The sequence below is a fragment of the Bacillus sp. B2-WWTP-C-10-Post-4 genome (assembly GCF_009183805.1).
Taxonomy (GTDB): domain Bacteria; phylum Bacillota; class Bacilli; order Bacillales; family Bacillaceae_G; genus Bacillus_A; species Bacillus_A cereus.
In genome coordinates, this window is record NZ_WEII01000034.1 from 1 (window position 1) to 19182 (window position 19182).

Sequence of the window (19182 nt, forward strand, 5' to 3'; positions counted from 1 at the left end):
CTTTTTCTTCTTCCGTTACTTCTTCTGTCCCTTCTCTTTTCTGCTTCGCCAATGCTGCCGCTTTTGCTTTTGCAGCTGCTGCTGCCTTCGCCTTGGCTTTCGCTTTTTCTTCTTCCGTTACTTCTTCGGTTCCTTCTCTTTTCTGCTTCGCTAACGCTGCCGCTTTTGCTTCTTCTATAGTAATATCATCTTTTTTTGGTAGCGCTTTCTCTTTTTCTTGATCTTCTTCCTCAAGCTCACTTATTTCCGCCTCGTGTTTCGCTACAAGGCGTTTTCTCGCTTCTTCTTTTGCACGCCTAGCTGCTTCTTTTTTCAGCTCCTCTAAATCTTTATTTGGATTGCTCATTTATTCGTCACCTGCTTCCCGGTCTTTGCTTCGTAACGAATTTTTTCTTTTAATTTATTAATTCCATAAATTAAAGCAGCTGGATTTGGGGGACAACCAGGAATATACACATCAACTGGTACAATTTGGTCTACACCTTTCACAACAGCATATGAATTTACATACGGACCACCTGCTGTCGCACAAGATCCCATCGCAATAACCCATTTCGGTTCGGGCATTTGATCATATAAGCGCCGAACAATAGGAGCCATCTTCTTCGTTACCGTTCCCGATACAATCATGACGTCCGATTGCCTTGGTGAAGTCCGAAAAAATGACCCAAATCGATCTAAATCATAATGTGATGAACCTACTCCCATCATTTCAATTGCACAGCACGCCAGTCCGAATGTCATCGGCCATAAAGAATTGCTCCTCGCCCATCCTTTCAACTGTTCCAATGTAGAAAAAAAGATATTTCGTTCTAATTCTGCTCGCTCATTTGGATGTAATTCCTCAAAATTTATAACCATTGTAACACCTTCTTTTTCCAAGCATACGCTAATCCAACTAGCAACATTACAACAAAGATGAGCATTTCAATTAATGCAAATAAACCTAGCTTGTCATACGCAACAGCCCAAGGATATAAAAATAAAGTTTCTACATCAAAGATCACAAACAATAAAGCGAAAATATAATAACGAGCATGAAACCGAATATTTGCATCATGAAAAGGCTCAATTCCACTCTCATACGTCGTCGCCTTTGCTGCACTTGGTTTATTTGGGCGCAGCATCCTTCCTAATGTAAGAGCCACTACCGGCAGCAATATACCTAATAGCAAGAAAATCAAAACGATCATATAACTATTTTCATATACACTTGCCATTGTGAAACCCTCCCCCCTAAATTAAGAACAAGTTCACATAGTAAACAATATGTCCTAGTTGCAGTAATTATTATTTTTAAATTTTTCTAAATAATGCAACTATTCTAATCATTATAGCAAACTTCAAATTCCTATGTCGATATGTTGGGAGGCAGAAACAAGAATTATTAAAATCTATCTTTACAACTTGCTATAATTGTGCAAAATAAATATAAACTTATATATGCTTTTCAAGAAACCGTAGGTGATATAAATGAAAAAACAAACACATGTAAGTATTCTTATAAGCATTGTATTGCTGTCTATAACGCTTCACTATGTAGCGATGCCTTTTCTATATGAATACTCATTTTCTTTTCAGCTATTAATCGGAACGAGTACCCTATTAATTGATATTATCGCTTGTAGTTATATACTTTATTTTTCAAACATGAAAGAAGGGCTATCTCGTTTATTTTGGATCATATTATCTGTTGGAGCTCTCTCTTATTTTATCGGTGATATAGTCGTTGCCTATCAGCGTTTAATTGTAAAGGACTTCTATACGTTCGTTGATCCATCTGACTTTTTTTACTTACTTTTTTTAGTTAGCTTTACGTTTGCCTTTCTATACGAAATCATTTATAACCGAGATTTATTAGAAAAACTTTTTATGCTATGTGATATTTGTATTATCGTTACAGCCCAATTTACTTTAAGTTACTACTTACTTATTGAACGAACTATTCATATCTTTACAACATCCTATATCGACATATTTGTTCAACTTACCTATCCAATGGCTGATTTACTCTTTCTCTTAATAGGAATCAACCTTTTATTCAAACCACTATCCTTATTACCTAAAAAGGTCGGTGCACTTCTTGGCAGTGCTTTAATTTTATATGCTACTACAGATGCGATTTATGCGTATATAAAATACTTCATACCAGAGTATTCTATGTTTACAGTTACTCCTTTCTATCAAGTAACCTTAGTACTAGTAGCAATCGCCTGTATTCTCCATACAAAAAAGCCTGAAAAACAAGAACAAGTACTACTAACACCTAAAATTGGTGAATCAATCCGATTATCATTACCGTATATTTCGGTAGTAATGCTTATTGTTTTCATATTAGTTGAATACGTTTTTGCGCCTATTATAGTAATCGGACTTATAATAACTTTCTCTTTCGTTCTCATACGTCATAGTTTAGTTCGAAAACAAAATAAAATCTTATTGCTAGCTCAAATGCAATTCAACTCAGAACTCGAGAAACAAATTAAACTACGTACAGAAGATTTAGTAGAACAGAAAAATGAACTCTATCATAATCAACAAATGTTTAAATCTTTATACGAGCATCATCCAGATCCAATCTTCACATTAGATTTGTACGGTAATTTTCTCAAAGTAAATAACGCTGGTACTACTTTACTCGGTTATCAAACGAATGAATTATTAAACCAGCCTTACTATTCACTCATATACGAAGAAGATTTAGAAGAAATGATTAACGCCTTTCATCGCGTGAAAAAGGGGTATTCTATCTCTTTAGAAATACGGGCGTACCATAAAAACAGAGATATTTACTACTTGCACGTTACCGCCGTACCGATCTTTTTAAAGGAGAAAATTTCTGGGGTTTATTTAATGATTAAAGATATTACGGAAAGCAAACAACAACAAGAACAAATTAATTTCCTAGCATACCATGATACTTTAACAGAGCTTGCAAATCGACGTGCATTTCATCAACATTTAGAACAGGCAATTGCACGAGCAAAAATATCGAAAAAGCCTTTTGCTGTTATGTTTCTCGACCTAGACCGTTTTAAAGTTATTAATGATACCCTCGGTCATCGAGTAGGAGACCTGTTGCTCATCGCAGTAGCAAAAAGGCTCGAAAGAATAGCAACATCAAATATGAAACTCGCGCGGCTAGCTGGGGATGAGTTCACAATCCTTATCGAGAATTACAAAAAAAAGCCAGATGTCCAAAAAATAGCTGATAGGATTGTAGCGGCCATGAATGAGCCATTTGAAATCGAAAATCAACATTTACAAATCTCACCGAGCATCGGAATTGCAATATATCCTGAAGCAGGTGAAGATGCGCTATCCATTTTGCAGCATGCTGATATGGCCATGTACGAAGCAAAGAATAAAGGAAAAAACGGTAGCTCTCTTTACACGAAAGAACTATATAAAAAAATGGAACGAAAAGCTCGAATTGAAAAAGATTTGCCAATCGCTTTAGTAAACAAAGAATTTTATCTCGTTTATCAACCACAAATTGATACGACAACAAATAAAATTATCGGTGCTGAAGCTTTAATACGTTGGAAACACCCACTATTAGGTGACATTTCACCATGTGAGTTTATTCCAATTGTAGAAGAGACGCCACAAGTAGTCCCACTTGGACATTGGGTATTACAAGAAGCTTGTCTCCAATTAAAAATATGGCATACCTTTGGCTACCAAAATTTAAAAATAAGTGTTAATTTATCCGCAAAAGAATTCCGGCAAGATCAATTAATCGAAAACATTTCACAAATATTAAACGACGTGCAAGTCAATCCAAAATATGTAACACTTGAGTTAACAGAAAGAATTGCAATGATTGACGAGAAAGAAACGTTATTGAGACTGAAGCAATTAAAAGAATACGGTATCCAAACTTCCATTGATGACTTCGGTACTGGGTATTCTTCTCTTGCTTATTTATCAATTTTTCCAATCGACACATTAAAAGTACCGAGAGAATTTACACAATTAGCTGATCATCGTCCTGAAGAACGAGCCATCGTTTCTACAATACTTTCCCTCGCAAATACTTTAAATCTTTCAGTCGTTGCCGAAGGAATTGAAACCGAAAAACAGCTTAAGTTTCTGCAAAAACATAACTGTAAATATATGCAAGGTTACTATTTCAGTAAACCACTTACTAGTAATCAGTTTATAAAATTTCTACAAAAAACCCCCAGTATGAACAAATAATTCATACTGGGGATTTTATAATGCTAAATAGTTTTCTCAGAATAGTCTTCTGCGATCGCTTCGTAAAAAGCTGCAGATGTCGTATAGAAATATGGAATTAACCACAGGAATCCAATTCCTAATGTAATACAACTTAATATAAACCAGCCAATAAAACTTAAACATAAAATGAAATACTCCATCTTATGTCCATCCATCATACGACGACTTTCTGTAATAGCTTGGTTCAGTGAATACTCAGGATGATCGTTTATAATAAAGTATGTCATCGCATAAGAAAAAGATTTAATAATACCTGGAATAATGAACAATAACGTCCATAAAAAAAGATAAAGATTTACTAATAAATATAATAAAAATGATTTTAGAAATCTCTTTCCCTCTGAAAACCAAATGAATATATTACCAATACTAGCTTGCTTTTCACGAAGGATATTTAAACCAAGGTAATATCCACCTAAAGTTAACGGTCCAGTAACAAAAAATGTAAGAATATTCGTTGAAAGTGAACCATTTGTTTTTTGCCAACCGAAAATTAAAGAAAATCCCCAATCAACACTAAAACTAAAAGCCGTGATAAGAATTGAAATGAGTAGTGTAGCTCCAACAGCTAATCCCCATTTCCCTTCTAATGAATCTAGTGCTTCTCCTTTTAAATCACTGATCATGCGTAGCCTCGCCTCCTATACACAATAATTCTATTAGTATAGCATGTTCCTATTGAAATTCACCTTTTGAAATATAGCGATAAAAGTGTGCTGTCGTCGTACTCATATACGGACTAAGCCAAAGAAATCCTATTCCAAAAGTAAGAAGCGCTAAAATAGCCCATCCTATGAAGCTCAGCCATAAAAGAAACAAATCTAACTTATGACCCTTCATAAGATTCTTACTTTCCTTCATCGCCTGCGAAACACTATATTCTGGATTTTCAATCATCACATAGTACGTCAGTGCATAAGAAAAATACATCACAATCATACCAACAATTGAAATTGCTAATAGTACGAAGAAAGCTATTGCAAATGACGTATTCCCTTCTTCACCTAACAATGCAAATAAGCCTATTAACAGCATCGGAATCCATGTACCTGTATATAACAAAATCGCAAGCATTGCCCACATTGTTTTCATCATTCTTTTAAAGCCACGAAATCCTTCAAATAAGTAATCTACTTTAGCATCTTCTCGTTTACTAATCTGTAAAAATACATTTGTATAACCATATGACGTGATCCCATACGATGCGTTACTCAAAATTATTATAATGCAATAAAAAATTCCAAAGGTAATACCTGCTCCAATTGACATCGTTTCCTCTTCAAATGATCCAGTTAAGCTTGCAACTGAGAGAAATATAATAATTCCTGGAATTAATAGTATAAGCATTGCAGCCATCGAAACGACATAACTTAAAATAAAATATAAAATTGTTGATCCAACACCTAGTCCCCATTTTCCCTTTAAAGAGTACAATGCTTCTCGCTTCATTTCACCAATCATTGATTCATCCCCTTTATGAAATATAAATTGTTGTACACTTCTACTTATACAAGCATCAATATAATTATACCAGTTTTGTAAAATTATCCATAAAATACGCAAAAAAAATCCGTAAAGGCAAAGCCCTTACGGATTTTTTTACTTCATATCGGAAACGTTTAAACGGTTCACGGCACGTTGTAATGCCATTTCTGCACGTTTAAAGTCAACATGCGCTTGTTTATCTTGCAGACGTTGCTCAGCGCGACGCTTCGCTTCATTTGCGCGATGGATATCGATATGGTTTGCTTCTTCAGCAGATGATGATAATACAGTCACTTTATCTGGACGAACTTCGATAAAGCCACCGCTTACTGCTACATAATCAGTGTGTCCACCATTTTTCAGACGAACTGCACTAATTTTTAATGGTGCAACAGTTGGAATGTGACCTGGTAAGATCCCCATTTCCCCACTCTCTGCTTTTACACTTACCATTTCTACTTCTTTTTCGTAAACCGGTCCATCAGGAGTTACAATACTGACTGGAAATGTCTTCATACTTCGTCCCTCCTAAGGCCTTACGCCATCATTTTCTTCGCGTTTTCAATAACTTCTTCAATGCCACCTACTAAGCGGAATGCATCTTCTGGAAGGTCATCATATTTTCCTTCTAGAATTTCTTTGAAACCACTAACTGTATTCTTTACAGGTACGTAAGAACCTTTTTGACCTGTAAACTGCTCAGCTACGTGGAAGTTTTGAGATAAGAAGAATTGAATACGACGAGCACGATGTACAACTAACTTATCTTCTTCAGATAACTCATCCATACCTAAGATAGCGATGATATCTTGAAGCTCTTTATAACGTTGTAAAGTTTGCTGTACTTGACGAGCTACTTCATAATGTTCTTCTCCTACGATTTCTGGAGAAAGTGCACGCGATGTAGATGCTAATGGATCTACGGCTGGGTAAATACCCATTTGCGTTAAACGACGCTCTAAGTTTGTTGTTGCATCTAAGTGAGCGAACGTTGTAGCTGGTGCTGGGTCAGTATAGTCATCGGCTGGTACATATACCGCTTGGATAGACGTGATAGACCCTTTATTTGTAGATGTAATACGCTCTTGTAATTGACCCATTTCTGTTGCAAGTGTTGGTTGGTAACCTACCGCAGATGGCATACGACCAAGAAGGGCAGATACTTCAGAACCCGCTTGCGTGAAACGGAAGATGTTATCGATGAACAGAAGTACGTCTTGTCCTTGCTCATCACGGAAATGCTCAGCCATTGTTAAACCTGTTAATGCAACACGTTGACGTGCTCCAGGTGGCTCGTTCATTTGTCCGAATACCATCGCAGTTTTCTTGATTACGCCAGAATCGCTCATTTCGTGGTATAAGTCATTACCCTCACGAGTACGCTCACCTACACCAGCGAATACAGAGATACCACCGTGCTCTTGTGCGATGTTGTTAATTAATTCCTGAATTAATACTGTTTTACCTACGCCGGCACCACCGAATAGGCCGATCTTACCACCCTTAATGTAAGGAGCAAGTAAGTCTACTACTTTAATACCAGTTTCAAGAATTTCTACTTTAGTAGATAATTCTTCGAATGCAGGTGCTTGACGGTGAATTGGATCACGATGTACATCTGCAGGAACCTCACCATCTAAGTCAATTGCATCACCTAATACGTTAAATACGCGACCAAGTGTTACATCACCAACTGGTACAGAGATTGGTTTACCAGTATCTTCTACTTCTGTGCCACGAACAAGTCCATCTGTGGAAGACATTGCAACTGTACGAACTGTATCATCACCTAAATGAAGTGCAACTTCAAATGTTAAGTTAATACTTCCGTTTTCGTTGCTTTGTTTTACCGTAAGGGCGTTGTAGATTTCTGGTAGCTTTCCGCCATCAAACTTAACGTCTACAACCGGACCCATGATTTGCGTAACGCGCCCTTTATTCATCGGGTTCCCTCCTAGCTTTCTTTTAATTAGCCAACTTTCTACGAGCAGCTAGCTTTTAATTTTTTATTGGTTTATAGCTTACGCGACTCTTTTGACAGAGCCGCTTCCGCCTTTTATTGAATCTAGCTCCGGTGGCTAGAAGGGTCGGTCATTTCACCCCTTCCTACGAGGCAAAGAACACCTCTTTGTCAGGAGTTCCAATGCCCTCCCCTTCTGAGCAAGCCACCTACACTTTTTATTGAATCCAGCTCCAGCGGTTAGAATGTTCGGTGGCTTCGCTTTTTCCTACGAGGCACAAATCGCCTCTACGTCAAAAGCTCCATCCCCCTCTCATTCTGAACGAACCGCTTCCGCCTTTTAATACTATTCTAACGCTGCTGCTCCACCAACGATTTCCGTAATTTCTTGCGTAATCGCTGCCTGACGCGCACGGTTGAATGAAAGTGTAAGTGAATCGATAACTTCCATTGCGTTGTCTGTAGCACTCTTCATTGCTGTCATACGCGCTGCGTGTTCACTTGCTTTACCGTCTAGTAATGCACCGTACACTAAGCTTTCTGCGTATTGTGGCAATAGTACTTTTAAAATTTCTTCTTCAGAAGGTTCGAATTCATAAGCTGTCGTCGGTTTGTCAGACGCCACATCAGTAAGCGGTAAAATTTTATTTTCCGTTACCTCTTGTGAAATTTTACTTACGTAATGGTTGTAGTAGATGTACAGCTCATCATAAGCACCATCTGCAAACATCGCAATTGCTCGAGAAGCAAGGTCTTTAATATCAGTAAATGATGGGTGGTCAGATAATCCAACTACTTCATCAATAATGTTAAAGCCGCGACGTTTTAAATAATCACGTCCTAGTCGTCCAAGCACAATAATAGAATATTGGTTTGAATCCATATTATGACGTTCACGAATTACGTTACTTACTGTACGTAATACGTTACTGTTATAACCACCTGCTAGTCCGCGATCAGACGTAATAACGATGTATCCTGTACGCTTTACAGGACGCGCATTTAGCATTGGATGATTAATCCCTTTGCTTCCTTGCGCAATGCTCGCTACTACTTCTTGAATCTTTTCCATATACGGAACGAAAGATTTAGCATTTTGCTCTGCACGGTTTAACTTAGATGCAGATACCATCTCCATCGCTTTCGTAATTTGACTCGTTTTCTTTGTCGAGTTAATCTTCGCTTTTATATCGCGTAAAGATGCCACAGGTTTTCACCACCTTTTTTCCGGAAGTTGGCACGATTAGTAAGAATCCTCTTCCTAATCTACGTTGCAAGATATTCTTGCTCATGATTGAAGGAAAAGAATAGGTGCACCTACTCTTTTCCTTTACATGACCTTTAGCAATCTCAGAGCCCGAGATGCCTTTTATATATACTATCTAGCTCCAGCGGCTTGAATGCTCGGTGGCTTCACTTCTTCCTACGAGGCAAACACCGCCTCTTCGTCAGAAGCTCCATCCCCCTCACATTCACAACGAGCCGCTTCCGCTTTTATTAATCTAGTTCCGCCTCCTAGCCCCTTTCGTCTAAGAACCTTCCCCACAAGAAGGTAAAAAGCACCTTCTGTGAGAAAGAACCTTAGCCGATGGGGCTGAACAGTCGGCTTCACTTTTTATTATTATTCAGAAGCTACAAATACTTTTTTAAATCCATTGATTGCTGCTGCAAATTTGTCGTCATCCGCAAGTTTCTTAGTTGTGCGGATTTCTTCTAATAAGTCAGTCGCATTAGAATCTAACCAAGCATGGAATTCTTCTTCAAAACGAGTGATATCTACTACTGGGATATCATCTAGGAATCCACGTGTTAAAGCGTAAAGAATGATAACTTGTTTCTCTACACGTAATGGTTTGTGTAATCCTTGTTTTAATACCTCAACAGTACGAGCACCACGGTTTAATTTCGCTTGAGTTGCTTTATCAAGGTCAGAACCGAACTGAGCGAACGCTTCTAACTCACGGTAAGATGCAAGGTCAAGACGAAGTGTACCTGATACTTTACTCATTGCTTTAATCTGAGCAGATCCACCTACACGAGATACAGAAGTACCCGCATCGATCGCTGGACGTACGCCAGAGAAGAATAGGTCAGATTGTAAGAAGATTTGTCCATCCGTAATAGAAATTACGTTTGTTGGGATGTATGCTGATACGTCCCCTGCTTGTGTTTCGATGAAAGGTAGTGCAGTTAAAGAACCGCCGCCTTTTGCATCACTTAATTTTGCTGCACGCTCTAATAAGCGAGAATGTAAGTAGAATACATCCCCTGGGTAAGCTTCACGACCTGGAGGACGACGTAATAGTAATGACAGCTCACGGTAAGCCGCTGCTTGTTTTGATAAGTCATCATATACTACTAATACGTGTTTACCATTGTACATGAACTCTTCACCCATTGTTACACCAGCGTAAGGAGCTAGGTATAATAATGGAGCTGGTTGAGAAGCAGATGCAGTTACAACGATTGTGTACTCTAATGCACCGTGCTTACGTAGTGTTTCTACTACGTTACGTACAGTTGATTCTTTTTGTCCAATTGCTACGTAGATACAAATCATATCTTCATCTTTTTGGTTAATGATTGTATCAAGTGCAACTGCTGTTTTACCAGTTTGACGGTCACCAATGATTAACTCACGTTGACCACGGCCAATTGGTACAAGAGCATCGATCGCTTTAATACCTGTTTGAAGTGGCTCATGAACAGATTTACGATCCATTACACCTGGTGCTGGACTTTCAATTGGACGAGTGTTTGTTGTATTGATTGGGCCTAAACCATCAACTGGTTGACCTAATGGGTTTACAACACGACCAATTAGTTCTTTTCCTACCGGTACTTGCATGATGCGACCAGTACGACGAACTTCGTCACCTTCACGAATTTCTGTGTAAGGTCCTAAAATGATAATACCTACGTTATTTTCCTCTAAGTTTTGTGCTAGTCCCATAACGCCGTTAGAGAACTCTACAAGTTCACCAGCCATAACGTTATCAAGACCATGAGCACGCGCGATACCGTCACCAACTTGGATAACTGTACCAACATCACTAACTTCGATTTCAGACTGATAGTTCTCGATTTGTTGCTTTATCAGTGCGCTAATTTCTTCAGCTCTGATGCTCATGTGCTTCACCCCTATCTATTCTTCATTAATTCACGCTGAATACGTGCTAATTTTCCTTGTAAACTTCCGTCATAAATGCGATTTCCAATACGTACTTTAATTCCGCCTAGTAAATCTTCATCTACAACATTTTTCACGCGAATTGCATCTTTTCCTGTTCTCTTCGCAAATGCTTCTGCAATGTTAAGCTTCTCTTCTTCTGATAGAAGACGAGTAGAATATACAGTTGCGTCCGCTACGTTACGTTCTTCATTAGCAAGAACAACATATTCATCTGCAATTTCAGGTAAGATATCAATGCGTTTGTTATCAATTAAAATATATAACGTATTTAAAATAGATTCAGAAACAGATCCGAATACGTTTGCAAGAAACGTTTTCTTTTGTTCCTTTGAAATGTTCGGTTGCGTTAAAAAGCTATGTAGTTCTCCGTTCTTTACATAAACGTTTTGTACAAGGCGTAATTCCTCTTCAAACATTTCTAATACGTGTTTTTCTTTAGCAATTTTAAAAAGAGCGACAGCATAACGTTTTGCTACAATCCCATTGCTCATCGCGCTTCTCCTACTTCTTTAATATAATCGCGAATTAACTTCACTTGATCTTCTTCTTTTAATTCTTTTTCAATTACTTTAGAAGCAATTTGAACAGATAAAGAAGCAACTTGTTCTTGTAAAGCAGCAATTGCTTGCTCTTTTTCGCGTTGAATTTCTTGTACAGCAGATGCTTTAATTGATTCTGCTTCTTCTTTCGCAGCAGCAACAATAACATCTTTTTGATCTACAGCTTGCTTTTTCGCTCTTTCGATTAACTCTTGTGCTTCAACACGTGATTGTTTTAACATTTCACGTTGTTCTTCTACTAACTTCTTCGCCTCAGCATTACTTCTTTCTGCAGCGTCGATTTCATTAGTAACATGCTCTTCACGTTCTTTCATAATTCCCATTAAAGGACCCCACGCAAATTTGCGTAGCATTACTAATAGAAGTAAGAAAATGAACAATGTATAAGCAATCGTTCCAAATGGAATGGCAGCACCTAATAATAAAGTTGGCACAAGGATTCACTCCCTTCAAAATATCTAAATTGATCATATGAAAAAAAAAGACATACGTTTCATTCATAAAGCAATGGCGAAGAAAGTTCGGAAAAACACTCTTCGCCATCTATGTAAGGGGAGTCTCCCTTATTTGTTCATTACGATGAAAGCAATAACTACACCGATGATTGGAAGTGCCTCAACTAAAGCAACCCCGATGAACATAATTGTTTGAAGTGCGCCTTTTAGTTCTGGTTGACGAGCAACACCTTCGATTGTACGTGATACGATAAGACCGTTACCAATACCTGCACCTAATGCTGATAAACCAATTGCAATTGCAGCTGCGATTACACCTAAACTCATTTAATTTGTCCTCCTTTGTATTATAAAAAAATAAATTTTTTCTTACTTAAATTATATTAATGGTCATGGCTTACTTTATGAGCCATATAAACCATCGTTAACATAACGAAAATAAATGCTTGGATTGAACCAACGAATACACTGAATCCCATCCACGCTAACATAGGTACAAGTGCACCTAATGCGCCAAGGAATGATGCTCCGCCCAACTTAGCAAGTAATCCTAATAAGATCTCACCTGCATAAATGTTACCAAATAAACGAAGACCTAACGTTAATGTGTTAGCAAACTCCTCAATAACCTTTAATGGGAATAAGAATTTCATAGGTTGGAAATAACCTTTTACGTACTCTTTCGTACCCTTCATCTTAATTCCATAATAATGGGTGAGGGTAACTACCATCACGGCTAATGTTAATGTAACTGCTGGATCAGACGTTGGTGATCTCCACCATGCAATATGTTCGCCAGCTTCAGTTGCTGAATACATGAATGGTAAACCAAGGAAGTTCGATACGATGATAAACATGATAAGCGTAACGCCAAGCGTTAAGAAACGTCCACCTGTTTTCCAGTCCATCGTACTATTGATAATCCCTTTCACGAAGTCAAACACCCATTCCATGAAGTTTTGCATCCCGGTTGGGCGAAGAGCTAAGCTGCGAGTTCCGATAACAGCGATTAAGAAAACAATAACTGCTGCTACAGTAACCATCATAACTGATGACAAATCGAACGTTAAACCTAGAAATTCAACTAATTTACCGTGTTCCACTAGTAATTCACCTCTCTTCCCTGCTCTTATACTCTAAATAAAGAAAATCTATGATCATGACAAGGTATCCTGTCAGCAATCCTACACCTAGGCCCCACATCGCGATTAACTCTTGATATTTGGCTGCAAATAAAATTAATAACCCAATCGTGGCGAATCTTGAATATGTACTTACCGCTGTTGCCTTGAACTTCACGTTTTCTCCATTTGTTACGCGATCTAGCAGCTTGTCTGTTCTACGTGCAATGATGCGCAAACTAAGAAAACTGAAAATCGTCCCGATAATCAGTCCAAGAAATACATCCTTGTAAGAGGTAAATCCCCATCCTAGCACTAGAAGCGCAAGCAAGTAGTACATATATTTCTTTTGTCTTTGGACAAGTCCATGTACGTCTATCATCATTGCTCTCCCGAATAGTAATGTCGAATGAGTCGAATCATTGCGTATACCCCTGTTCCTAGTCCGAGTAATAACCCTATAATAAGAAACAACGGAAACGTTCCAACCTTATTATCAATCCACTGCCCACCAAAGATTCCAACAAGAATAGAACCGACTAATTGAGCAAGAATACCTGACATTAAAGCATAAGCTTTTATATGGCTGCGATCGTTTTTTTGCAAGGATTCATCCCTCCAATATGTAACCCTCATTCACGATGTGTTAATAATAACTCATTTTTTTGCATAAATCCTATACAAAACAAAAAGTTTACATTTTCGTCACGGAATAGATGTAATTTTGTCACTGAAAGCCCTACCATCTATCCCCGTTGTTAGCATACAATAGGGTATTAACAGTGTCAACGAGAAATCGTAAAAAATCTAAAAATTTGAGTATTAGGCATTTCCTCCCAAAAATGAAAACGTTCCCCTTCTAAATACTGGTTACATATATGCAATTTCTAACAGTTTTCTCTTTATAATAGAAGGAAATGTTCACAAGTTTGTCACTATTATATTTTCGAGATATAACGCTTTTCTTCCATAATATAGTGTTCCTCAGACGTAAGACTTCTATATTATATGTGAGGTGTATGCAACTTATGTTGTATATACGATGTATATTTATCCTCTCCCCCTCCCCTACTTGCTTACAACAAAAAAGACGAGCTGGGGAATCTCCCCTGCTCGTCAGTTGTCTTACTTCGTTCCGAATAAACGGTCACCAGCATCACCAAGACCTGGTACTACATATCCGTGGTCATTTAATTTCTCATCTAATGCTGCTACATAAATATCAACATCAGGATGTTCTTCTTGTACTACTTTTACCCCTTCTGGAGCTGCAACGATACACATTAATTTAATTTGTTTCGCACCGCGCTTTTTCAGAGAGTTAATTGCTTCAGCCGCAGAACCACCTGTTGCTAGCATCGGATCTAGTACGATAAAGTCACGCTCTTCTACATCCGTTGGAAGTTTCACATAGTATTCTACCGGTTGCAATGTTTTAGGGTCACGGTATAAACCAACGTGTCCTACTTTTGCTGCTGGAATTAATTTCAGAATTCCATCAACCATTCCTAAACCTGCACGTAAAATCGGAATTAAACCAAGTTTTTTACCAGCGATCACTTTTGTTGTCGCTTTGCTTACAGGTGTTTCAATTTCAATGTCCTTAAGTGGAAGGTCGCGAGTAATTTCGAAAGCCATTAAGCTTGCTACTTCGTCCACTAATTCACGAAAATCTTTCGTACCTGTATTCTTATCGCGAATATATGTAATCTTATGTTGAATTAACGGGTGATCAAATACATACAGTTTTCCCATGTGAATCTCTCCTTTAGATGATATTCATGCGTTTGCACGCTTTTTTACACTATTTACGATTGTAAAGAAAACGCTACTAATATTCAAGGGCAAATTTGGCAAAATCATGATTTTACGATGAATCTATCTAGTATCTTTACCAATTATGGGAGCTGTATCCTTCATTATATCGCCAAAATTTATTCATCATTTGTATACATACTTTAAAAATAATATATGTCCACAAAAAAGACCGCCAAAACAATTAAGTCTCGGCAGTCTTCTTCAATCTATTATAGATTTGGATACATTGTGAATTTGCTAGTTAACACTTCTACACGCTTACGTACTTCTTCTAATGCAGCTTCATTTTCATGATTTTTTAATGTATAAGCAATAAGTGACGCAATTTCATCCATTTCTTCTAAACCGAAACCACGAGATGTTACAGCTGCTGTACCGATACGTACACCACTTGTTACAAATGGGCTTGCTGTTTCAAATGGAATTGTATTTTTGTTCACTGTAATACCAACTTCATCTAATACGTGCTCTGCTACTTTACCTGTGATTTCTAAGTTACGAACATCAATCAAGATTAAGTGATTGTCTGTTCCGCCAGAAACAAGTGTAAGTCCTTCTTTTTGAAGACCTTCAGCTAAGCGGTTCGCATTGTTAATGATATTTTGTGCATATGTTTTGAAATCATCTTGAAGTGCTTCACCAAATGCAACAGCTTTTGCAGCGATTACGTGCATAAGTGGACCACCTTGAATACCAGGGAAGATTGATTTATCAATTTGTTTTGCAAATTGCTCTTCACATAAAATCATACCACCACGCGGACCACGTAACGTTTTATGTGTTGTCGTTGTAACGAAATGTGCATGTGGTACTGGATTTGGGTGTAAACCAGCAGCTACTAAACCAGCGATATGTGCCATATCAACCATTAAATAAGCGCCCACTTCATCTGCAATCTCACGGAATCGCTTGAAATCGATAACACGAGGGTATGCACTTGCACCTGCAACGATTAATTTTGGTTTATGTTCTTTCGCTTTTGCTAATACATCATCGTAATTAATACGGTGAGAGTCAGCATCCACGCCATATTCTACGAAATTATATTGTACTCCACTGAAGTTAACAGGGCTTCCGTGTGTTAAGTGACCACCATGAGATAAGTTCATACCAAGTACTGTATCGCCTTGCTCTAAAATCGTAAAGTATACTGCCATGTTCGCTTGTGCACCAGAGTGTGGTTGAACATTTACGTGCTCTGCGCCGAAAATTTCTTTCACGCGATCACGTGCGATATCTTCTACTACGTCTACGTGTTCACAGCCACCATAGTAACGTTTTCCAGGATATCCTTCAGCATACTTATTCGTTAAAACAGAACCTTGTGCCTCCATTACTGCTTCACTTACGAAGTTTTCCGAAGCAATTAACTCAATCTTTGAACGCTGTCTTCCTAGTTCTGCCTCAATTGCAGCAAATACCTTTTCATCTTGACGTTTTAAATGATCCACCAAAATCCCCCTTTTCTGAACGAATTACATCGATTCCCAACAGTTTTTTCTTATTTATTCAGAAAAAACGAAAATTCAGGTTGTAATTCTTTCGAACCTTCATGTTTTCAACTACATTCTAACATGACTTTCTATATCATAAAAGAAAAAAAAGACCGAAAATCGGTCTTTTCTTTCTTCTATTATAAAGTCAGACAACATACCTTTTATCTTATGATAAACAGTTACTATATGACTTCCTAATTTCTCATATTTAACGGCAAGTGGTAGTCTCTTCCACTGCCGCATAGACAGCACGCGCTCCACCAATTAGTTTTCCACGTGTTTTGGCCATCGTTACATGCGCACTTCCAATTGCCTTCACACTTGTACGAACCGGAACAGCTACATGCTTTAAATGCATACCGATAAATGTATCACCAATATCCATTCCTGCATCAGCTTTAATAAACTCAACTACTACCGGATCTTTCAAATTGTGATACGCGTATGTCCCCAATGCACCACCTGCTGATCTAACAGGCGTAACTGTTACAATTTCAAATTGATATTTTATCGCTACTTCTCTCTCAACTACTAAAGCACGGTTTAAATGCTCACAACATTGAAACGCTAATTCAATACCTGTTTGCTCTTGAAATTGTTTTAACTCAGAGAAAATCGCCTCTGCTACTTCCATCGTTCCTGATGTTCCAATTCTTTCGCCTAGCACTTCGCTCGTGCTACAACCCACTACAAAAATTTGACCGCTTTGTAATGAAGCTTGTTCTTGGAAATCAGAAAGCGACATTTGTAGCTGTTCTCTTACCTTTACGATTTCTGTCATTACGCCTCTTCCTTTCACAGGTTGGTTCACCAAATTATATTTCACACTACTGATAGTTAGAATCTATTACTTTGTTTCGTATGTTTTAATTTTTCCTACGCGGTTTTCGTGACGACCACCTTCATAGTCAGTTGTTAACCAGATTTTCGCGATATCACGCGCTAGACCAGCACCAATTACACGCTCACCCATCGCTAGCATATTAGTGTCATTATGCTCTCTCGTTGCTTTCGCGCTGAAAGTATCATGAACTAACGCACAACGGATACCATTTACTTTGTTTGCTGCGATTGACATACCAATGCCTGTCCCACAAACTAAAATACCACGATCTACTTCACCATTCGCTACCATTTCAGCTGCTGGAAACGCAAAGTCAGGGTAATCAACAGAACCAGCTTCACATTCACAACCTAAATCAATATATTCAATATTTAACTCTTCTAATAAACTTACAAGTTCTTTGCGGATATTCATACCGCCGTGATCAGATGCTATTACTACTTTCATTTTTACCCCTCCAAAGTTTCAATCAATTATCTTCATTTCACACTCGCTACCTCACATAGGAAGAAGTGATCTCCAATATCGTATTATACACGAAACATCAACCTACTGAATGTTTTTTCAGTAAAGTTTGTACAAGTTTTTCCATCTCATCTAACGTTTCTTTATAAATAGAAAGCGAGCCTCCAAATGGATCTGAAATGTCCTTGCCTATACCTTCAGTTAATCCATATAACGTATTTAATTTCTTTTCAACGCTCGGATAATGCCCAAGTACAATTTGCTTATGGTTTTCTGTCATCGTTACGACAATATCAGCCCAATCAAGCAAAGTTTCATTTATTTGCTGCGCCGCATGATCAATTAAAATTCCTTTTTCAGCTAAAGCTTCCTTCGCATGTACCGATGCATCGCTCCCAGGATAGGCGAAAACACCAGCAGATTGCACTTCAAACTTATCTCCTCCGTGATGACGAAGCAACGCCTCAGCCATTGGACTACGACATGTATTGCCAGTACAAACAAATAACACTCGTTTCATTCAAACCCACCCCTATATTCGATTTCTTACCATTCATCATAACTTACATTAGAATAGAACAAAAGAAATGTGAATATACAAAAGGCGCATTTCTCTTATATTTTTTCTAAGAAAAATGCGCCTTATCCACATATATGTGAAACCCTATTTCCAAGTGCCTAGAGTATTTTAACATACATGCTGAACATGCAACAAAATAAGGAATCCATTTCATACGAAACGGATTCCTCTTATATTGCAATTATTTCATTGTAACTTTCATTACTTCTGTTGAACCTTTTGTAGCTGCTACGCCTACAGTTGTCTTAATAGACTCAGCTGCATCTGTGTTTGTAATAACAATTGGAGTAATTGTGCTTTTCGCTTTTTCACGGATTAATTCTAAGTCGAATGAGATTAATTTATCTCCAGCTTTTACAGCTTGGCCTTCAGAAACGTGAGCTTCGAAACCTTCGCCTTCCATTTTTACAGTTTCTAATCCAACGTGGATTAAAATTTCTGTACCGTTTTTCGCTTTAATTCCGATAGCATGTTTTGTGTGGAATAATTGTACGATTTCACCATCAACTGGAGATACAACTACACCTTCAGTAGGATCGATTGCAACACCGTCACCCATCATACGACCAGCAAATACTGGATCTGGTACTTCTTCAATATTTTTCACTGCTCCAGTTAATGGAGCTACGATTGTTTCTTCATTTGTTTTTGAACCAAGACCGAATAATTTTTTAAACATAGGATAGTCCTCCTTATAATTTACCTAAAAGTTTATAGGGCAATCCCTAGTAAAGCTCGGGATACATGTAAGACTTCATACTTCGAATATTATACTGTAAAAACGCTTTCGAAATAAATTACGTCATTACTAATAGACTCTTATTGTAGCGCTTCACAAAATTCCAGTCAATTCTGATTGTCTGAATAACAATTAGAAGTTAACTTCTATTTATATTTTCTCTTTTTTTGCCCAACTTGTCTAGAGGTCTTTACTACATTTTATTTTTTGTTGTTAATTTG

22 protein-coding genes and 1 pseudogene are annotated in these 19182 nt (G+C 37.8%); 1 reads left to right on the top strand and 22 read right to left on the bottom strand.

The features are described 5' to 3' along the window. The 3 genes and pseudogenes from GBN78_RS15075 to nuoA form a co-directional block, all read right to left on the bottom strand. Positions 1 to 346: pseudogene (locus tag GBN78_RS15075) on the bottom strand (NADH-quinone oxidoreductase subunit C); the annotation flags it as partial. Next, complete coding sequence (gene nuoB / locus GBN78_RS15080) at positions 343 to 861, bottom strand: NADH-quinone oxidoreductase subunit NuoB (RefSeq protein ID WP_000236331.1); 519 nt, start codon at positions 859 to 861, stop codon at positions 343 to 345. The gene nuoB and the pseudogene GBN78_RS15075, both read right to left, overlap by 4 nt. Next, positions 852 to 1220 carry an NADH-quinone oxidoreductase subunit NuoA gene (gene nuoA / locus GBN78_RS15085; RefSeq protein WP_000179273.1) on the bottom strand — a complete coding sequence of 123 codons (369 nt, stop codon included), beginning with the start codon at positions 1218 to 1220 and terminating at the stop codon, positions 852 to 854. The genes nuoB and nuoA overlap by 10 nt, the downstream gene beginning before the upstream one ends. Before the next feature lie 253 nt (positions 1221 to 1473). Here nuoA and GBN78_RS15090 point away from each other — a divergent pair, with 253 nt between their 5' ends. Beyond that, the gene (locus tag GBN78_RS15090) at positions 1474 to 4203 is read left to right on the top strand and encodes an EAL domain-containing protein (protein ID WP_070184496.1); all 2730 of its coding nucleotides are present in this window, start codon (positions 1474 to 1476) and stop codon (positions 4201 to 4203) included. A 23-nt stretch (positions 4204 to 4226) separates the two neighbouring features. Here the strand turns inward: GBN78_RS15090 and GBN78_RS15095 are convergent, their stop codons facing one another. The 19 genes from GBN78_RS15095 to GBN78_RS15185 form a co-directional block, all read right to left on the bottom strand. Then, complete coding sequence (locus GBN78_RS15095; RefSeq protein WP_152127494.1) at positions 4227 to 4871, bottom strand: DUF975 family protein; 645 nt, start codon at positions 4869 to 4871, stop codon at positions 4227 to 4229. A gap of 49 nt (positions 4872 to 4920) precedes the next feature. Beyond that, complete coding sequence (locus tag GBN78_RS15100; RefSeq protein WP_000578830.1) at positions 4921 to 5706, bottom strand: DUF975 family protein; 786 nt, start codon at positions 5704 to 5706, stop codon at positions 4921 to 4923. Positions 5707 to 5844: 138 nt separating this feature from the next. After that, positions 5845 to 6246 carry a F0F1 ATP synthase subunit epsilon gene (gene atpC, locus GBN78_RS15105; protein WP_000847211.1) on the bottom strand — a complete coding sequence of 134 codons (402 nt, stop codon included), beginning with the start codon at positions 6244 to 6246 and terminating at the stop codon, positions 5845 to 5847. A 20-nt stretch (positions 6247 to 6266) separates the two neighbouring features. Then, entirely contained in the window at positions 6267 to 7673 is a 1407-nt protein-coding gene (gene atpD, locus GBN78_RS15110) for a F0F1 ATP synthase subunit beta (RefSeq protein ID WP_001032593.1), read from the bottom strand. Positions 7674 to 8036: 363 nt separating this feature from the next. Further along, positions 8037 to 8897: a F0F1 ATP synthase subunit gamma gene (atpG, locus tag GBN78_RS15115; RefSeq protein ID WP_000157696.1), complete on the bottom strand. Its 861-nt coding sequence runs from the start codon at positions 8895 to 8897 to the stop codon at positions 8037 to 8039. A gap of 414 nt (positions 8898 to 9311) precedes the next feature. Next, positions 9312 to 10820 carry a F0F1 ATP synthase subunit alpha gene (gene atpA, locus GBN78_RS15120; protein WP_000027518.1) on the bottom strand — a complete coding sequence of 503 codons (1509 nt, stop codon included), beginning with the start codon at positions 10818 to 10820 and terminating at the stop codon, positions 9312 to 9314. Positions 10821 to 10831: 11 nt separating this feature from the next. Further along, complete coding sequence (atpH, locus tag GBN78_RS15125) at positions 10832 to 11374, bottom strand: F0F1 ATP synthase subunit delta (protein WP_000064683.1); 543 nt, start codon at positions 11372 to 11374, stop codon at positions 10832 to 10834. Beyond that, a complete protein-coding gene (gene atpF / locus GBN78_RS15130) occupies positions 11371 to 11877 on the bottom strand; it encodes a F0F1 ATP synthase subunit B (protein WP_001142618.1) in 507 nt (168 codons plus the stop codon). The genes atpH and atpF overlap by 4 nt, the downstream gene beginning before the upstream one ends. A gap of 129 nt (positions 11878 to 12006) precedes the next feature. Next, the gene (gene atpE, locus GBN78_RS15135) at positions 12007 to 12225 is read right to left on the bottom strand and encodes a F0F1 ATP synthase subunit C (RefSeq protein ID WP_000052064.1); all 219 of its coding nucleotides are present in this window, start codon (positions 12223 to 12225) and stop codon (positions 12007 to 12009) included. Positions 12226 to 12281: 56 nt separating this feature from the next. Continuing rightward, positions 12282 to 13001: a F0F1 ATP synthase subunit A gene (atpB, locus tag GBN78_RS15140; protein ID WP_000399870.1), complete on the bottom strand. Its 720-nt coding sequence runs from the start codon at positions 12999 to 13001 to the stop codon at positions 12282 to 12284. A 7-nt stretch (positions 13002 to 13008) separates the two neighbouring features. Next, a complete protein-coding gene (locus GBN78_RS15145; protein ID WP_000567600.1) occupies positions 13009 to 13401 on the bottom strand; it encodes an ATP synthase subunit I in 393 nt (130 codons plus the stop codon). Next, positions 13401 to 13625: an AtpZ/AtpI family protein gene (locus tag GBN78_RS15150; protein ID WP_001171223.1), complete on the bottom strand. Its 225-nt coding sequence runs from the start codon at positions 13623 to 13625 to the stop codon at positions 13401 to 13403. Before GBN78_RS15150 ends, GBN78_RS15145 begins: the two co-directional genes overlap by 1 nt. A gap of 26 nt (positions 13626 to 13651) precedes the next feature. Further along, positions 13652 to 13765, bottom strand: a complete 114-nt coding sequence (locus tag GBN78_RS15155; RefSeq protein ID WP_000232962.1) for a DUF4024 domain-containing protein — start codon at positions 13763 to 13765, stop codon at positions 13652 to 13654. A 379-nt stretch (positions 13766 to 14144) separates the two neighbouring features. Beyond that, positions 14145 to 14774, bottom strand: coding sequence for a uracil phosphoribosyltransferase (gene upp, locus GBN78_RS15160; protein ID WP_000517539.1), 630 nt, complete (start codon positions 14772 to 14774; stop codon positions 14145 to 14147). Positions 14775 to 15046: 272 nt separating this feature from the next. Continuing rightward, positions 15047 to 16288 (bottom strand): serine hydroxymethyltransferase, encoded by a 1242-nt coding sequence (glyA, locus tag GBN78_RS15165; protein WP_061139589.1) that lies wholly within the window; start codon positions 16286 to 16288, stop codon positions 15047 to 15049. A gap of 253 nt (positions 16289 to 16541) precedes the next feature. Beyond that, positions 16542 to 17114, bottom strand: coding sequence for a TIGR01440 family protein (locus GBN78_RS15170; protein ID WP_000136376.1), 573 nt, complete (start codon positions 17112 to 17114; stop codon positions 16542 to 16544). Between the two features lie 66 nt (positions 17115 to 17180). Then, positions 17181 to 17624, bottom strand: a complete 444-nt coding sequence (rpiB, locus tag GBN78_RS15175) for a ribose 5-phosphate isomerase B (protein WP_000869542.1) — start codon at positions 17622 to 17624, stop codon at positions 17181 to 17183. A gap of 97 nt (positions 17625 to 17721) precedes the next feature. Further along, positions 17722 to 18162, bottom strand: a complete 441-nt coding sequence (locus GBN78_RS15180; RefSeq protein WP_000832368.1) for a low molecular weight protein arginine phosphatase — start codon at positions 18160 to 18162, stop codon at positions 17722 to 17724. A gap of 241 nt (positions 18163 to 18403) precedes the next feature. Next, positions 18404 to 18901: a PTS sugar transporter subunit IIA gene (locus GBN78_RS15185; RefSeq protein ID WP_000473665.1), complete on the bottom strand. Its 498-nt coding sequence runs from the start codon at positions 18899 to 18901 to the stop codon at positions 18404 to 18406. Between the last annotated feature and the right edge of the window lie 281 nt (positions 18902 to 19182).

Excerpts from the sequence above, each read along its gene's own strand:
- atpE (WP_000052064.1), bottom strand. The coding sequence starts at position 12,225 with ATGAGTTTAGGTGTAATCGCAGCTGCAATTGCAATTGGTTTATCAGCA.
- rpiB (WP_000869542.1), bottom strand. The coding sequence starts at position 17,624 with ATGAAAGTAGTAATAGCATCTGATCACGGCGGTATGAATATCCGCAAA.
- GBN78_RS15180 (WP_000832368.1), bottom strand. The coding sequence starts at position 18,162 with ATGAAACGAGTGTTATTTGTTTGTACTGGCAATACATGTCGTAGTCCA.
- upp (WP_000517539.1), bottom strand. The coding sequence starts at position 14,774 with ATGGGAAAACTGTATGTATTTGATCACCCGTTAATTCAACATAAGATT.
- atpD (WP_001032593.1), bottom strand. The coding sequence starts at position 7,673 with ATGAATAAAGGGCGCGTTACGCAAATCATGGGTCCGGTTGTAGACGTT.
- atpH (WP_000064683.1), bottom strand. The coding sequence starts at position 11,374 with ATGAGCAATGGGATTGTAGCAAAACGTTATGCTGTCGCTCTTTTTAAA.
- atpA (WP_000027518.1), bottom strand. The coding sequence starts at position 10,820 with ATGAGCATCAGAGCTGAAGAAATTAGCGCACTGATAAAGCAACAAATC.
- GBN78_RS15090 (WP_070184496.1), top strand. The coding sequence starts at position 1,474 with ATGAAAAAACAAACACATGTAAGTATTCTTATAAGCATTGTATTGCTG.
- GBN78_RS15170 (WP_000136376.1), bottom strand. The coding sequence starts at position 17,114 with ATGACAGAAATCGTAAAGGTAAGAGAACAGCTACAAATGTCGCTTTCT.
- GBN78_RS15100 (WP_000578830.1), bottom strand. The coding sequence starts at position 5,706 with ATGATTGGTGAAATGAAGCGAGAAGCATTGTACTCTTTAAAGGGAAAA.
- nuoA (WP_000179273.1), bottom strand. The coding sequence starts at position 1,220 with ATGGCAAGTGTATATGAAAATAGTTATATGATCGTTTTGATTTTCTTG.
- GBN78_RS15185 (WP_000473665.1), bottom strand. The coding sequence starts at position 18,901 with ATGTTTAAAAAATTATTCGGTCTTGGTTCAAAAACAAATGAAGAAACA.
- GBN78_RS15095 (WP_152127494.1), bottom strand. The coding sequence starts at position 4,871 with ATGATCAGTGATTTAAAAGGAGAAGCACTAGATTCATTAGAAGGGAAA.
- atpC (WP_000847211.1), bottom strand. The coding sequence starts at position 6,246 with ATGAAGACATTTCCAGTCAGTATTGTAACTCCTGATGGACCGGTTTAC.
- GBN78_RS15145 (WP_000567600.1), bottom strand. The coding sequence starts at position 13,401 with ATGATAGACGTACATGGACTTGTCCAAAGACAAAAGAAATATATGTAC.
- GBN78_RS15155 (WP_000232962.1), bottom strand. The coding sequence starts at position 13,765 with ATGGTAGGGCTTTCAGTGACAAAATTACATCTATTCCGTGACGAAAAT.
- nuoB (WP_000236331.1), bottom strand. The coding sequence starts at position 861 with ATGGTTATAAATTTTGAGGAATTACATCCAAATGAGCGAGCAGAATTA.